This window comes from Bradyrhizobium sp. sGM-13 (assembly GCF_018398875.1).
Taxonomy (GTDB): Bacteria; Pseudomonadota; Alphaproteobacteria; order Rhizobiales; family Xanthobacteraceae; genus Bradyrhizobium.
Genome location: NZ_JAGWDK010000016.1, coordinates 1 through 13,918 on the forward strand (window position 1 = coordinate 1; position 13,918 = coordinate 13,918).

Annotated in this window: 13 protein-coding genes and 2 pseudogenes; 4 read left to right on the plus strand and 11 right to left on the minus strand. The window is 62.4% G+C overall.

The window, feature by feature from the left end; all coding sequences use genetic code 11:
- Window positions 1–180: 180 nt before the first annotated feature.
- On the minus strand, window positions 181–1,149 hold the full coding sequence (locus KJQ96_RS23330) for an MBL fold metallo-hydrolase (RefSeq protein WP_249734424.1): 969 nt from the start codon (window positions 1,147–1,149) through the stop codon (window positions 181–183).
- 142 nt (window positions 1,150–1,291) lie between these two features.
- Here KJQ96_RS23330 and KJQ96_RS23335 point away from each other — a divergent pair, with 142 nt between their 5' ends.
- Window positions 1,292–2,893, plus strand: a complete 1,602-nt coding sequence (locus KJQ96_RS23335; protein ID WP_213288866.1) for a winged helix-turn-helix domain-containing protein — start codon at window positions 1,292–1,294, stop codon at window positions 2,891–2,893.
- A 349-nt stretch (window positions 2,894–3,242) separates the two neighbouring features.
- Window positions 3,243–3,734 (plus strand): peptidoglycan-binding domain-containing protein, encoded by a 492-nt coding sequence (locus KJQ96_RS23340; RefSeq protein WP_213288867.1) that lies wholly within the window; start codon window positions 3,243–3,245, stop codon window positions 3,732–3,734.
- 317 nt (window positions 3,735–4,051) lie between these two features.
- Here KJQ96_RS23340 and KJQ96_RS23345 read toward each other — a convergent pair whose 3' ends face one another.
- From KJQ96_RS23345 to KJQ96_RS23355, 3 genes are all read right to left on the minus strand, one after another.
- On the minus strand, window positions 4,052–4,564 hold the full coding sequence (locus KJQ96_RS23345; protein WP_213288868.1) for a GFA family protein: 513 nt from the start codon (window positions 4,562–4,564) through the stop codon (window positions 4,052–4,054).
- A 195-nt stretch (window positions 4,565–4,759) separates the two neighbouring features.
- Complete coding sequence (locus KJQ96_RS23350) at window positions 4,760–5,884, minus strand: alkene reductase (protein WP_213288869.1); 1,125 nt, start codon at window positions 5,882–5,884, stop codon at window positions 4,760–4,762.
- Between the two features lie 116 nt (window positions 5,885–6,000).
- A complete protein-coding gene (locus tag KJQ96_RS23355) occupies window positions 6,001–7,497 on the minus strand; it encodes an aldehyde dehydrogenase family protein (protein ID WP_213288870.1) in 1,497 nt (498 codons plus the stop codon).
- A 203-nt stretch (window positions 7,498–7,700) separates the two neighbouring features.
- Here KJQ96_RS23355 and KJQ96_RS23360 point away from each other — a divergent pair, with 203 nt between their 5' ends.
- Window positions 7,701–8,552: an SDR family oxidoreductase gene (locus tag KJQ96_RS23360; RefSeq protein WP_213288871.1), complete on the plus strand. Its 852-nt coding sequence runs from the start codon at window positions 7,701–7,703 to the stop codon at window positions 8,550–8,552.
- 146 nt (window positions 8,553–8,698) lie between these two features.
- Here KJQ96_RS23360 and KJQ96_RS23365 read toward each other — a convergent pair whose 3' ends face one another.
- The 7 genes and pseudogenes from KJQ96_RS23365 to KJQ96_RS42075 form a co-directional block, all read right to left on the minus strand.
- Entirely contained in the window at window positions 8,699–8,905 is a 207-nt protein-coding gene (locus KJQ96_RS23365; RefSeq protein WP_213288995.1) for a hypothetical protein, read from the minus strand.
- A 108-nt stretch (window positions 8,906–9,013) separates the two neighbouring features.
- Entirely contained in the window at window positions 9,014–10,213 is a 1,200-nt protein-coding gene (locus KJQ96_RS23370) for a hypothetical protein (RefSeq protein WP_213288996.1), read from the minus strand.
- Between the two features lie 11 nt (window positions 10,214–10,224).
- The gene (locus KJQ96_RS23375; protein ID WP_213288997.1) at window positions 10,225–11,220 is read right to left on the minus strand and encodes a hypothetical protein; all 996 of its coding nucleotides are present in this window, start codon (window positions 11,218–11,220) and stop codon (window positions 10,225–10,227) included.
- 385 nt (window positions 11,221–11,605) lie between these two features.
- Entirely contained in the window at window positions 11,606–11,968 is a 363-nt protein-coding gene (locus KJQ96_RS23380) for a hypothetical protein (protein ID WP_213288872.1), read from the minus strand.
- 186 nt (window positions 11,969–12,154) lie between these two features.
- Window positions 12,155–12,430: a YiaA/YiaB family inner membrane protein gene (locus KJQ96_RS23385; protein ID WP_028350439.1), complete on the minus strand. Its 276-nt coding sequence runs from the start codon at window positions 12,428–12,430 to the stop codon at window positions 12,155–12,157.
- Window positions 12,431–12,473: 43 nt separating this feature from the next.
- A pseudogene (locus KJQ96_RS42070) lies at window positions 12,474–12,758 on the minus strand (PspA/IM30 family protein); the annotation flags it as partial.
- A gap of 79 nt (window positions 12,759–12,837) precedes the next feature.
- Window positions 12,838–13,158: pseudogene (locus tag KJQ96_RS42075) on the minus strand (PspA/IM30 family protein); the annotation flags it as partial.
- 102 nt (window positions 13,159–13,260) lie between these two features.
- On the opposite strand from KJQ96_RS42075, the gene KJQ96_RS23395 reads away from it, so the two are divergent.
- Window positions 13,261–13,899, plus strand: coding sequence for a TetR/AcrR family transcriptional regulator (locus KJQ96_RS23395; protein WP_213288998.1), 639 nt, complete (start codon window positions 13,261–13,263; stop codon window positions 13,897–13,899).
- Window positions 13,900–13,918 lie beyond the last annotated feature (19 nt).

Consider the following 13,918-nt stretch of genomic DNA (forward strand, 5'->3'; position numbering starts at 1 on the left):
TGCAAGGCCAGCTCGTCGGGCTGCCCAACCATAAGTCCGCGTTTTTACACAGCCTGGGTCACAAGCGGCGGTCGAAGGATCGCTGATGCCAAGTCAGGATTGCCCTCAAATTCGGACTCATGCGGCGCAGCAAATTGGCTCGAGCCCTTCGACCACGACTTCGCTGGTTTCACGGTAAGATCAAGGTTTGGCGGGTCTTCTGACCTCAACCTTCTCTCCGACATCGATCACCATCAGATCTTCACCAAGTTCCACTGGGCCCGAGTAGGTCCTCCGCGTTGGGGGAATCAGATCTTGCTCGGTGGCGTTTGGCAACACGACGTGTGAATACACCGCCAGCTTGGGCCTTGTCCGAGCAAAGACCTCGCCCGCTTGCTCCGGCGTGGTGTGGTGGGCGATGATGTTTGCTGCCTGCGCCGGCGGAACTCCAATGCGCTGGAATGTCTCTGGCGAGACAACGTTGTGAACCAACAGATCAGCGTTCTGGGCGTGCCGAATGAGATTTTCAGAGATGCGCGTGTCTCCGGAAAGCACAACGGACCGGCCGGAGTAATCAATCCGAAAGCCGAACGCAGGCTTTACCGGCGTGTGGTCCACCTCGAACGCGGTGATCTTCACGCCGTTGTTCTCATATACGACACCCTCGGTAATGTCCTCGGCGAGAATGACCACGCCGTTTGGTGGTGCTCGGTCGTCGTCTAATCGAATCCGGATATCGTACTCAAATGCTTGCGCGAGGAACGACATCATGCGCTGGGTTCCTGTTGGCCCCCGCACCGGCAGTGGTCGATCCCGGCCTGGCCGCCCCACAAGCCAACCGGTCAGCCACAGATCCGGAAAGCCGACCACGTGATCCGAGTGCAGGTGAGTGAGAAAGACGGCATCTATTCCCTGCCAGGGCACCTTGATCTGATTGAGTCGCTGGAGGGCGCCTCGGCCTGCGTCAAAAATGAACTTCTGCTCACCCGCCTCGACGAGGGTGCTCGGCCCGAACCGGTTCATAACGGCGGGGGGACATCCTGTGCCTAAGAGGGTAATTTTGATGTCTTGCCCCTGGGCGACCGCCGGGAAGATGAGAGCAAATAGGGCGATTCCAAAAAAGCTGAAAACTGAACGACTTGACGCCGCGAAGAAGACTGAGCGGATCATGGATGCGCCTTCTCGTTACAATTTGGTGATCGGCTGCCCAGAAGCTGTCGCTATCCCAAGCCGCCGCATGATGCGGTACAATTGACCTTGCGTCCTGAAAGTTTGCCGAAATTTTCGGAAAGAGACCTGTAAGAGGTCGGCCTTGCTTGAGTCATCGCAGCATTCAATCGTTCTCAGCGAGCGGACCATTGACCTCGGCCGTGAGCTGTTGATCGATGGGCGCGGCGACATCGTACCCTTGCGGCCTCGGGCCTGGCTATTACTTCGGCTTCTCGCGACGCGAGCCGGGCGTTTGGTCGGCAAAGATGAAATCATGGATGAGGTCTGGCCGGACTGTGAGGTCACGGAAGACTCTCTCGTCCATGCCGTAGGCGACGTCAGGCGTGCCTTGGGAGATGTGGATCGATCCGCCTTGAGGACCTTGCCGCGCCGCGGCTACATGCTGGCAATCAGCGGAAATCAGGTTGCCGGGCCCAGCCGTTCGATCGACGTGACGCTCGAACCCGCCGACCCTGGAGAACCGTCGCCTCCATCTGCGATGCCGCACCTGTCTATCGTCGTTCTACCGTTCGCAAATCTCGGCGGCGATCCTGAGCAAGAGTATTTCGCTGATGGTGTAACCGACAGTCTTACAACGGACTTGTCGCGCATCGCCGGCGCATTCGTCATCGGCCGTAACACCGCGTTCACCTTCAAGGGAAAAGCGGTAGACGCGAGGGAGATCGGCCGTGAGCTGAACGTCCGTTACGTGCTGGAGGGGTCGGTGCAGCGCGGGGGCAATCGCTTTCGCCTAAACGTCCAGTTAACCGACACGCAAACCAGAACCCATGTGTGGGCCGAGCGGTTCGACAAGTCGGCTGCCGACTTGTTGGATATGCAAGACGAAATCGTGTCCCGGCTCGCAAATACGTTGAACGCCGAACTCATTAAGGCCGAAGCACGGCGCGCAGAACGGATGCTCCGGCCGGACGCCATGGATTTATACTTTCAGGGCAAGGCTTTCCTGAATAAGGGCGTGACGCCCGCGTTTTTGGCACGAGCGAAGGACTTCTTCGTGCGTGCTGTGGCGCTTGACCACGACAACATCGAAGCGGCAGTTGCCGCAGCTCAGGTCGATGTATCAATGGGTTCATCCTTTATGACCGATGACGGATCAGTGCATTTCAAGGCCGCAGAGAACGCGCTCAACTGCGCGTTGTTGCGTGCGCCGAATCATCCCAGAGCTCACATGCTCCTTGGTGCAGTTCACATTCGGACGTGCCGCGCTGCCAAAGGTATCGCTGAATGCCACCAGGCGCTGAGGCTGGATCGGAATCTAGCCGATGCACATGGGTTCATCGGGCTTGGAAAGTATGTGCTGGAGCGCAGCGAGGAGGTCGAGGGGCACATTCAAGATGCGCTGCGAGTGTCCCCGCGCGATACGCGTTCCTTTCTTTGGTTCATGTTTGTCGGGATGGCCAAGTTGATGACCAAAACCGACATTGAAGCGATCGGCTGGCTGCGCCGAAGCATCGAGGCCAATCCCAATCACGCGCTTTCTCATTTTCATTTCGCCGGTGCACTGGCGATGATGGGAGACCTGAAGGAGGCACGATACAGTGCAGAGACCGGCCTGGCGCTGGATAGCAGCTTCACCATCCGCCGATACCGCTTCAATGTCTTCCGGTTCAACAATCCAGACTGGATGGCGAGGCTTGAGCAATTGTATGAGGGAATGCGCGCGGCCGGGATACCAGACGGGTAATGTTAGCTTTGGGTCACGCGGTCGGGGATCGCGGAGGCGAAGTCCGGACTGCCCTCAATACCAGACTAGCCCAGAGCGAGGAAGGGTGGTCGGCTTGGGGCCAGAAGCTGACCTCAGCGGCGCTGGCTCTAGACGTCTCTAAGCTCCAAGGGCGATGCGCCGACCCATGCCCCCGCGTGCAATGCGGCGTAACAATCGGCGCGATGCTAGGGAACCGTGTGCCGCGGGCAACAGTTACCCCCGCGACGAAGCGGAGTGGCGCCGTCGGACGTTGATAGTTCAGGACGGGGCGGTGTATCTTTACTTTCTAGACCGAACGATCGGCAGACTTGAGGGCGAAGGAAAGGTCATGCGCGCCTTGATCCTAGCATTGTGTATCCTAGCGATCGTCGACAGCGCGCACTTTGCTAAGGCTGGTCTGAGCAGCACGCCTCGCGAAACGTTGGCACCCGCCGAAACGACAATAGCTACCGACGAAGCGACTCAGGAGACCGAGGAACAGATCGGCCTCACCAAGGCAAAGCGTCGTGGAGTGCAACGTGGGCTAACCAAGCTCGGGTTCAAGACCAAGGTCAATGGGAAGTTCGACGAATCGACTCGCGCCGTCATCGCGCGCTGGCAGGAGGAGCACGGCTACCCTACGACTGGCTTCCTCAACGCCGCCCAGCACAGGGTACTAACGAACGCCGCGGCAGAGGCTAGCAAATCTGGCCATCAAGACCGTCGTCGCGCTGGGAGCCGTACTCGCCATTCGCGTGGTGTCGGCGGTCCAATCGGCGCGATCGGCGGCGCGGTGCACGGTGTTGTGGGGGGTGTGGTGGGCGGACTATTCCGCAGGTGACTCGTCCAGCCTCAAGATAGTTCGAAATACGCCTAAGCAGCCTAGCACTTTGTTGGACGGCTGTGACGATCGAATCGCCTAGGGCGAACTCAGGGCATGCGCGTGGCTAGAGGCCGGAGGGTGATGTCGGAGATGGGGCAAGAACGACAAAGCTCAGGGTGAGCATAATAGGTCCGCTTTCGGGTGCATAGCGTCCGACCCGCTCCTTGGCGGGCCACATTGAGCCGGATTGTCTTGCCGTGATTCAAGCCCCTTATCGCCTTCGTCCAGCTCGCATCCATCCGGCTATGGCTGGCTGCGCGTAGTGGGTCCACGCTCTAGAACATCCCCTCACGATCCGCGCGCTTCTTCTTTTTCGAGCGCTGCCAGACCACGCCGGGATATCCCTTCAGCGGCACCAGCGGTTCGCCGGTATAGGCCCACTCCTGCAATTCCTCGATCGCGATGTGATAGAGCGGCTGGCGGCCGGTGCGGCCTGAGAACAGCGCGCGAGGAATGTTGACCATATGGGGCGAGCGCGGACGCTCATAGACGACAGGCGTGCCGCAATTGGAGCAAAAACTCCGTACCGTCTTGGTGGCCTCGTCTTCGTATCGTGTGAGACTGGCCTTGCCCTTGGTAATGCGAAAGCGCTTGCGCCAGCTTCCGACATAGGTCGCGTAGGCCGCGCCATGGGCGCGGCGACTGGCCGGCGAATGATCGTGCCAAGCCCAGCGCGCCGGCACGTCGATCTCGAAGGCAACCTTGCCGCACAAGCATTGGCCCGCGGCAGGTTTGCCGAGGGATACGGCCTTGGTTTTCTTTTGCTCCAGCTCGCCTTCAGGAAACATTTTTCGGGTCCTGCTCTCACACTCCGTCATTGCGAGGAGCGAAGCGACGACACTCCGTCATTCCGGGATGGTCCGAAGGACCAGACCCGGAATCTCGAGATTCTCCGATGCGCAATTGCGCATCGTAGTTCGATGCTTCGCATCGCCCCGGAATGACGGGTTCACTTTCTACGATTTCGCAATGACGCCTGTGGTTCACGCCTGCTCCAGCTCGGTATGCTCCGGATAATCGGTATAGCCTGTCACATCGCCGCCGTAGAACGTCGCGCGGTTATAGGGCGTCAGCGGGAAGCCGCGCTGCAGCCTGCGCGGCAGGTCCGGATTCGAAATGAAGATGCGGCCGAAAGCGACCGCGTCGGCATGGCCATCCCTGATCGCCGCATCGGCGGTCTCGCCGGTGAAGCCGCCGGCCGTGATCAGCACGCCCTTCCAGATCGGGCGGAATAGCACCATCGCCGACGGCACATTCTGGTGGTTTACCTCGGCGCGGCCGGCGCCGGAGGAGCGCGGCTCGATGAAATGCAGGTAGGCGAGGCCGAGCGGATTGAGCTGTTCGACGGCATATGTGTAGAGCGGCATCGGGTCCGGCTCGCCGCTGCCGTTGGCGACACCATAGGGCGACAGCCGCACGCCGACGCGGTCGGCTCCCCATACTTCGACCACAGCCTTGGTCACCTCCATCAGGAAGCGCACGCGGTTCGGGATCGAGCCGCCATACCGATCGGTGCGCAGGTTGGTGCGCGACTGCAGGAACTGCTCGATCAGATAGCCATTGGCGCCGTGCACCTCGACGCCGTCGAAGCCGGCGGCAAGCGCGTTCTTCGCGGCCTGACGGTAGGCGTCGATCACGCCGGGAATTTCCGACGTCTCAAGCGCGCGCGGCGTCTCGTAGGGCACCGCCTTGCCGTCTGCCGTGCCCGTCTTCAGGTCGGCGATCGGCACCGCCGATGGCGCGACCGGCAACACGCCGCCCGGCTGGAAGGAGGAATGCGAGACGCGCCCGACATGCCAGAGCTGCAGGAAGATGATTCCGCCCCTGGCATGAACCGCATCGACCACCTCGCGCCAGCCGTCGATCTGCGCTTCCGTATAGATTCCGGGAACGCCGGGGCTGCCGAAGCCCGTCGCTATCACGGGCGAGGCTTCGGCGATGAGCAATCCGCCCGGCGTCGCGCGCTGCGCATAATACTCCGCATTCAGCGGCCGCGGCGCGAGGCTCGGCTTCGCCGCTCGCATCCGCGTCAACGGCGCCAACGCGAGACGATGATTGAGCCTGTAGGGGCCGACCTTGAGTGGCGAAAACAACCATGGATAATTCATGTCTCTTCCAGAACTCCGTGTTGATACGGTCATGTAACTGCTTCAGCTTGTTCGTAAAAGGTTCAGGACAACGGCGGCCGAAGCCGCCGCCATCGCATCCACCGATCTGAAGCGTCTTAGGCCGTCTTGATCCAGACCGCCTTGACGTTGAGATATTCCTCGACGTGCTGCTTGCCGGACTCGCGGCCATAGCCGCTCATCTTGTAGCCGCCGAACGGCACTGCCGGATCCATCGCCTGATAGCAGTTGACCCAGACCGAGCCGGCGCGCAGCGCCTTCGCGACCTGGTGCGCCTTGCTGACATTGGTGGTCCAGACACCGCTGCCCAAGCCGAAGGTGGTGGCATTGGCGCGCTTGACCAGCTCGTCGGTATCCTTGAAGGAGATTGCCGAGATCACGGGGCCGAAGATTTCCTCCTGCGCGATCCGCATATTGTCCTGCACGTTGGCGAACACCGTCGGCTGCACGAAGAAGCCCTTCGAGAGCGCGCCTTCGGTCAGGCGGCCGCCGCCGGCCACCGCTTTGGCGCCTTCCTTCTGGCCGATGTCGAGGTAACCAGCGACGCGGTCCATCTGCTGCTGCGAGACCAACGGCCCGATCTGCGTGCCCGGATCGAGGCCGTTGCCGACCTGCAGCTTCTTGCCGAATTCGGCGACGCGGCCGACGAATTCGTCATAGACATTCTCTTCGACGAACAGCCGCGTACCGGCGCTGCAGATCTGCCCGGAATTGGCAAACACCGCCATTGCGGCGCCCGGCACCGCCGCGTCGAGGTCGGCATCGGCAAACACGATGTCGGGCGACTTGCCGCCGAGTTCGAGCGACACGCGCTTGAGGTTGCCGGCGGAGGCGCGGATGATCGATTGCCCCGTGACGTGCGAGCCGGTGAAGGCGACCTTGTCGACATCGGGATGCGACGCCAGCGCCGCGCCGGCGGTCTCGCCATAGCCGGGCACGATGTTGACGACGCCAGGCGGGACGCCGGCTTCCATGCAGAGCTCGGCAAGCCGCAGCGAGGTCAGCGGCGCTTCCTCGGCGGGCTTCAACACGACGGTGCAGCCGGTTGCGATCGCGGGACCGATCTTCCAGACGGTCGCAGCGAGCGGGCCGTTCCAGGGGATGATCGCCCCGACCACCCCGACCGGCTCCTTCAACGTGTAAGAAAAGATATCGCCGGGCAACGAGTTCTCGATGGTCTCGCCGTGCAGCGCCGTCGCCTGCCCGGCGTAATAGCGGAGCATGCCGAGCACGCGCAGCTTGTTGCCGCGGGTGCGGCTGATCGGCGCGCCCATGTCCATCGTATCGAGCTGCGACAGCTCCTCGAAATTCTTCTCGACGAGATCGGCGAGCTTCAGCAACAGGCCTTGCCGCTCATACGGCTTGACCTTGCTCCAGGGTCCCTCGAAGGCGCGGCGGGCCGCCGCCACGGCGCGGTTGATGTCCTCCGCGTCACCCTCGGCGACGGTCGCGAGCAATTCGCCGGTCGCCGGATTGTGGGTCTCGAACTCTTTGCCGGAGGCGGCGTCGACCCACTGGCCGTCGATCAGCATCCTCTTGTAGGAACCATCCGCGTAAGGATGGCGCGTGATCGGAATCGCCTGCGTGACTGCCATGTCTACACTCCCTTGAAGTCGGTTGGTTGCCGCTATGCTTGCACACATATAACCGTGGCATGAACCGTAATGCGGCCGAAGGCTTGCGGAAAGCAGCCGATGCGAAAACCTCCCATGCCCGTTCGTACATGGTAGTCTTTCGTACATGGTAGTCTAAGGCGTCGGCCCCGCGAATACATACCTTAACTGTCCGGAGAATGACGATGCCCCATCCCGCGATGTCGCCAAATCATGTTGCCGTGATCACCGGGGGCGCCTCCGGCATCGGGCTCGCCGCCGCGATGCGTTTCGCCGGCTTCGGCATGAAGGTGTGCATCGCCGACATCAGCGCCGAGCGCCTCGCCGAGGCCGCGGCCAGACTGGCAGCCGTCGCCAGGGGCGGCGCGGACGACATCATGACGGCATCGGTCGACGTCAGCCGCTTCGATGAGGTTGCGGGCCTGGAAGCCGCGGTGCAAAAACGGTTCGGCGGCACCGACATCCTGATGAACAATGCCGGCATTGGCCCCGACAGCAACAGTTTTGGTCCGCTGGAGAACTGGCAGCGCATTCTCGCGGTGAACCTGTGGGGCGTCATTCACGGCACGCAAGTTTTCGTACCTCACATGGTCGAACGCGGGCGGCCCGGTCTCGTGATCAACACCGGCTCCAAGCAAGGCATCACGACGCCGCCCGGCAACCCCGCCTACAACGTCTCGAAGGCCGGCATCAAAGCGCAGACAGAAGCGCTGCAGCACGAGTTGCGGAACCTGCCGGGCTGCAAGATCAGCGCGCATCTGATGATCCCCGGCCACGTCTTCACTCCCCTGACCGCGCGCGGCCGCACCGAGAAGCCGCCCGGCGCCTGGACGCCGGAGCAAACGATCGATTTCATGATCGAACGCATCGACGCCGGCGACTTCTACATCCTCTGTCCGGACAACGACGTACCGCGGCAACTCGACGAGCGGCGCATGTTGTGGGCGATCGGCGACATCGTGGAGAACCGCCCCGCGCTGTCGCGCTGGCATCCGGATTATGCGGAGGCGTTCGCCAGATTTGTGAAGGGGGAGTAGCCGGACGGTGGAATCGTAGGGTGGGCAAAGCCAACGGGTCGCGCAACGCGCGCCCGATGACAGGCTCCGCGTGCCCTCCATCGCGAGCGCGGCATTAAAATGGTGGGCACGTCGCTATGCTCCTTTGCTCACCCTACAACCGAGCGCTACAGCGTTACCTGCTTGTCGCCGCATTGCTTGCAGGCGTATTTGACGCGGGTCGCGCCCTTCTCGGCCTGGACGCGGTTCGGCGCGCCGCATTTGCCGCAAACCGCCTCGATCCTGGTGTTGCCCTGCTTGATGACGAGGGCCTTCTTTTCCATCGTCTCGCGGATCAGCCGCTCTGCCTCTTCACGCATCGCTTGCTTCGACATCATCCTGCCCTGTCATGAACCGCTACGGGGCGCGGTCTTATCACAGTCAAAACCCATTTCGTAGGTCGGGCGCGAAAAATCGTAAGACAAAAATTGCGTGACCGAACGTCAGACTGTTTCCGGCGTCAGCGACAGCAGGCGCCGCACCAAAGCGAGCGCGGTTTCGGTAGCCGGATCGGCCGAGATGACGGGAACCGCCAGCGCAATGACGTCGAGCGGATCGTGCGACAGGACGATGAGGTGCGTCGCGCTGTTCGCCTTCATCAGTGACATGACGCGCTCGACGGCGGGATCGGCTGCAACAAGCCCCCATGGCGCGTCGGGGCGGCGCAGCACCCGCCGGTTCGACAGGAAATCGCGCAGCAGCGCAGGATCGTAGGCCGCAAGTTCGCTCTCCCGATAACGCCGGGCACTCTCGAAGATCGGATGATGCGCGAGTTCCGCGATCAGCGCGTCGCGCGTTCTGGCTGGCGAGGCCGCGACGGAGTTGAGAACACCGGGCACCTGGGATTCGAAGTGGGCGCGCAGCGCGTCCACCATCAGCCCGATGGTGAGAACGCCCGCGATCGCAATCGCGCAAAATCGCATGACCTGCGCCGCATCGGCGTCCGGTGCGACAAACGCCGCGGCAATACCGAGAAGCGCCGAACTCGATAGCCGCAGTGCCGTCATCATCAACGCCTGACGCTGCGTCGCCGCGCCGTGTTCCGCGATCAGGATCGCGGTAACGACGAGCAGCGCGCCCAATGCCCCGAGCCTGACCGGGATACCCGGAAACAGCACCCTGAAATCGGTGACGATGAAAGGGATGACCAGGATGGCGCCGACGGCGAGACGGCCGACGATGCGATTCTCGGACGCTATCAGCATTCCTCGGTCGCGGGTTGCCAGCAGCCAGGCACAGATGGCGAAGCCACCAAGCTGGAACAGCACGAGCAGGACGGCGGCAGGCGTGGCGAGGGCCTCCAACCCGGCAGCGCCGGCAAGACCGAGCGCGATGCCGCCGCCGAGAAGCGCGATCTTGGCCGGGCGCGGGGCATGACGCCGCAGGATACCTTCGGTGACGATCAATGCGCCGAGCGGGATCAGCGCGGCCGGAATTGCCGACAGGTTGTTGAGCACCGCGCTGCCGCTCCACCACGCGGTGCCACGCACCTGGAACAGCAGCGCGATAATACCGAGCGCGACCAAAAGACGCCGTGTCAGCGGGCCCTTGGGATCGCGCCGGTGCAGCGTGATCATGGCGACGCCAAGCCCGATCGCGCCGCAGAGATTGACGATGGAATCGGCGATCATGCCAGATGTCATTTCACCCGGTGTCATCGGCCGTTCCCTCGCCAACGCCGCAAGCTGCCGAACGGACGCGTATCGTCGAGCCAGTAAACCACCGGCAGTATCAGCCGCTGCAACGCCAGCACGGCGGAGGCCGCGAGCAGCGCCGGCAATGAACCGGCCGGCACATCCCGCTGGACGTAGCGGCGGGCACCGGCGAGGTCGATGCGGCCGAGCTGAAGGACGTCGTCGCCCCTAGCGTAGTCGAGCTCGCGCGCGCACCAGGCGTTATACTGCTCGTCGCGATGTTTGGGCGCGGCTTCGAACGTTTTCTTCAGCGCGTCCGATCCGCCGGTATAGGCATTGGTGATGACAAAGCGCGCCTCGTCGAACCCGGCATCCTCACCCACGCCGAACACGGCGCGATGACGAGACATGATGCCGCGCGCCAGTTGTAGGTGCGCAAAGCTCTGGCGCGAGCCCGGATGCGGCGACGGAAAGACATCCGAAAAGGTCTGGCTGACCGTGCCGACGACCGATGGCACCTGGGTGACGTTCGAGATCCATTTCGGACGCAGGCCGTCACGGGCAAACAGAACGAGCGCCGTCAGGCCATACAGCACCCAGGAGAGCCCTTGCCCCCGCTCATCCGGATCGACCATCACGAGGCCGAGATGCGTGACCTCCACCGGCTCGCCGTCGAGCTCGACCTTCATGATCGACAGCGCGTTGAAGGCAATCGGCCGGCCCGTTGCTTCCTCTGAGATCAGCGTGACGATGGCGCGCGACAGCCGTTCGCGCTCGCCGGAGAAGATGCCGTAGGTGAGGCTCTCCTTCGGCAGTGTCTTGGCCGCCACGACGCGCAGTTGCGAGACCAACTCGTCGAGTTCAGCTTCGGAAAGCGACAGGCCGGGGGCTTCGACAATTCGCGTGACCAGCCGGGTATGGGTGCGCAGGGTGAGATCGATGGTGGGCTGGCGCAGCGCCTTCAGCCAGAAGGCGGCGTAACCGCGCAGCCGGCCGGCGGTGGACCCGACCTGCATCAGACCGCGACGTATCGCCGAATTATCGCTCCAGAAAGACGCCATGCGATCCGCCTGCACCGGGGCCGGACTTGTGCGCCCCGCCCGTTAAGGACCCATGATTGCGGCGCATCGCGGTTGCGGCAAGGTAAACGATGTGTTGAACGCTTCGAACGCCCAACATGATATGCAAACGGCGGATACCAAAGCATCCGCCGCCTGCCTTCGCCAGTACCACGCCACAGGGTACGATGCCTGAATTCCATTTGTGCGACTGCTTGGGATTTCTGCGCTAGCGCCAGTTAATGACCTATGAGTTATGCAGTCTTAGGTTGCTGCAGGGTAAACGATGCATTTAGCGGCCGCATTAAATGATCCATGATGGGGAACGGCTGACGTTGCGGGGTCAGGTCGTCCGGCTGCGACGGTGCGCGAGCAGCGAGCACGCACCTGTATTGAGCGCCCCGATGACTGCAATCGGAATCAGCGTGTGGAGCGGCGTCATCTGGCCCCCCAGTTGGGCTGCCAAGAAAAGAACGAGACCGACGGCAACGGCCGCCCCGATGATCGCGGTCAAAGGCGCCCTCAAGGAGATAGGCACAACCCAAGCCAGAACTCCATCAACGGGGCCGGCGATCGCACATACAACCAGACTGAACAAAAACGCTATCGGGACGCCGTAAAGGTCGGCGACGTACCCCCGGATCGCAATGGCCACCACTGAAAAGGCTATGAGCACTCCGAGGGCCGGACCCAGCAACACGAACACGAGCGCTCTTCGCAGCGAAGTCGGATGCCGACGGCCATCATTATTTTCAGGAGGAGGCACGGACATTCCCTTTCAGTTTTGCTTTGCCTGGTAGCGAGTTGCTGCTTCTGGTGAGAGCGAAGGCGGACGAGCGAACGGCGGATGCCGAAACATCCGCCGTCGCCCTCGCCAGCACCGCGCCACAGGTCACGCGGCTTTGGAAACTTCCATTAGCAGCCGCTCGGCCTTGGCGTCCTCAATGCGGTTCACCAGCTTGCCGCTCTCGTGCATGTCGCGCACGGTCTTGGTCAGGGTGACGCAGGACTGCACCAGCATCACAATGCCCATTGCGAGATAGCCCTTGATCCAGAGATCGAGCGGCAGGAAGAACACGCCGACAGCGACCATGAAGGCCGAGGCGGCAAACGAAATGTAGGTGAAGGTAACCCAGGCACCGCTGTGGGGTTGGACGTTCTGGTTCATGATAATCTCCTGTTGATATGGGTTTAATCGATCGGGTTCAGTTTCAGGCAGCTTTTGTGCGTTTGGCGTTCAACCGCGCGAGCACGTCGTCCGCGGTTGATTTCAGGCGTGGCCCAAAGCCCTGTTCGGCGAGCTTTTCGGCGGTCGCCAGCGGGCCGCTGGCGGCATCGAGTTCGATCAGGGCGTCGGCGGCGGCCTGGGCCTCGATCTGCCGTTCGCGCAGACGCTTCAGCGTATTCTCCGCTTCCGGCAGCGTGGATTCGTAAGGGCATGCGGCTTCGACCCCGCCCCTTCGCAGCGCGCGCACTGCTTCTGACGCGCGACGCGCGGACGCTGTTTGCGTCTGAAATCACACGCATGAAGCGCCAGGTTGCCAGCCGAGGCGCGGATTACCGAGCTTGATCGCGGCCGTCGCATCGCTCATCGCGGTCGGCCTCGAGATTGGCGATTGCCTGCGCCGCTTCGCGGGCGAGATCTTCCCTTCCGCCATCAAGCGCGGCGGTGGCGCGGACTTCGAGGTCGGCGATACGGGCGTTGGTGGCGTCGAGACGGCGACCCTCCTGCTGGTCGCCCGCGATCGCCAGCGCCAGCGAGCGCTTGGAACGTTCGACCGCCGCGGCGGCATCGCGCATCTGCTGATCGAGAATGAGCAGCGCCGCACGGTCTTCCAGTTCTTCTCCCGCGGCAGCCACACTGCCCCGGAAAAGCGTCAAAACAGTTTTGAACATCGGTAGCTCCCTGTGTTATGAGCACTGCTCATGAAAGGGTTGTAGCAACACCGTGAGCGCTGCTCAAGAATTATTTTGAGCGGCGCTCAAGATCGGGAAATGATGTCTAAGGCACTGGAAAGACGGGCCAAACTCCGGGAATCCCTGATCGAAGCGGCGGAGCGACGGATTGCCGCAGGGGGTCTGGCGGGCCTGAAAACGCGCGATCTGGCGCGGGACATCAGCATCGCCAATGGCGCGGTCTACAATCTCGTCGAAGACGTGGACGAACTGATCCTGCGCGTGGGGTCGCACACGCTGGCGCGGCTCGACGCCACGCTCACGTCTGCCGAAGCCGAAGGGCCGCCCTCCCCTCGTGAGACGCTGGTCCGCATCGCGGTCGCCTATTGCGATTTCGCCGCCGAAAATCTCGAACTGTGGCGCGCGCTGTTCGAGCATCGCATGGCCCCGGGCAAGCCGGTGCCGGAATGGGCCATCAGCGAACAGATGAATCTATTCCGACACATCTATCAGCCGCTGGCCACGCTGTTTCCAGAACGAACGCAGGGCGAACTAGGCGTGACGGCACGCAGTCTTTTTTCGGCCGTGCACGGCATGGTGCTGCTCGGGCTCGAGCAGAAGCTGATCGCGGTGCCGGTCGAAGCATTGCGAAAGGAGATTGCGACCATCGTGGGTGCGATGATCGATGGGCTCACACTTCCCGTCGTCCCGGGCAAGCGAAGCGCGACCCAGGACCCATAACCACCGATGTCAGACCTGT

Excerpts from the sequence above, each read along its gene's own strand:
- KJQ96_RS23330 (WP_249734424.1), bottom strand. The coding sequence starts at position 1,149 with ATGATCCGCTCAGTCTTCTTCGCGGCGTCAAGTCGTTCAGTTTTCAGC.
- KJQ96_RS23385 (WP_028350439.1), bottom strand. The coding sequence starts at position 12,430 with ATGAACCAGAACGTCCAACCCCACAGCGGTGCCTGGGTTACCTTCACC.
- KJQ96_RS23375 (WP_213288997.1), bottom strand. The coding sequence starts at position 11,220 with ATGCAGGTCGGGTCCACCGCCGGCCGGCTGCGCGGTTACGCCGCCTTC.
- KJQ96_RS23340 (WP_213288867.1), top strand. The coding sequence starts at position 3,243 with ATGCGCGCCTTGATCCTAGCATTGTGTATCCTAGCGATCGTCGACAGC.
- KJQ96_RS23360 (WP_213288871.1), top strand. The coding sequence starts at position 7,701 with ATGCCCCATCCCGCGATGTCGCCAAATCATGTTGCCGTGATCACCGGG.
- KJQ96_RS23370 (WP_213288996.1), bottom strand. The coding sequence starts at position 10,213 with ATGACATCTGGCATGATCGCCGATTCCATCGTCAATCTCTGCGGCGCG.
- KJQ96_RS23395 (WP_213288998.1), top strand. The coding sequence starts at position 13,261 with ATGTCTAAGGCACTGGAAAGACGGGCCAAACTCCGGGAATCCCTGATC.
- KJQ96_RS23350 (WP_213288869.1), bottom strand. The coding sequence starts at position 5,884 with ATGAATTATCCATGGTTGTTTTCGCCACTCAAGGTCGGCCCCTACAGG.
- KJQ96_RS23355 (WP_213288870.1), bottom strand. The coding sequence starts at position 7,497 with ATGGCAGTCACGCAGGCGATTCCGATCACGCGCCATCCTTACGCGGAT.
- KJQ96_RS23365 (WP_213288995.1), bottom strand. The coding sequence starts at position 8,905 with ATGTCGAAGCAAGCGATGCGTGAAGAGGCAGAGCGGCTGATCCGCGAG.
- KJQ96_RS23345 (WP_213288868.1), bottom strand. The coding sequence starts at position 4,564 with ATGTTTCCTGAAGGCGAGCTGGAGCAAAAGAAAACCAAGGCCGTATCC.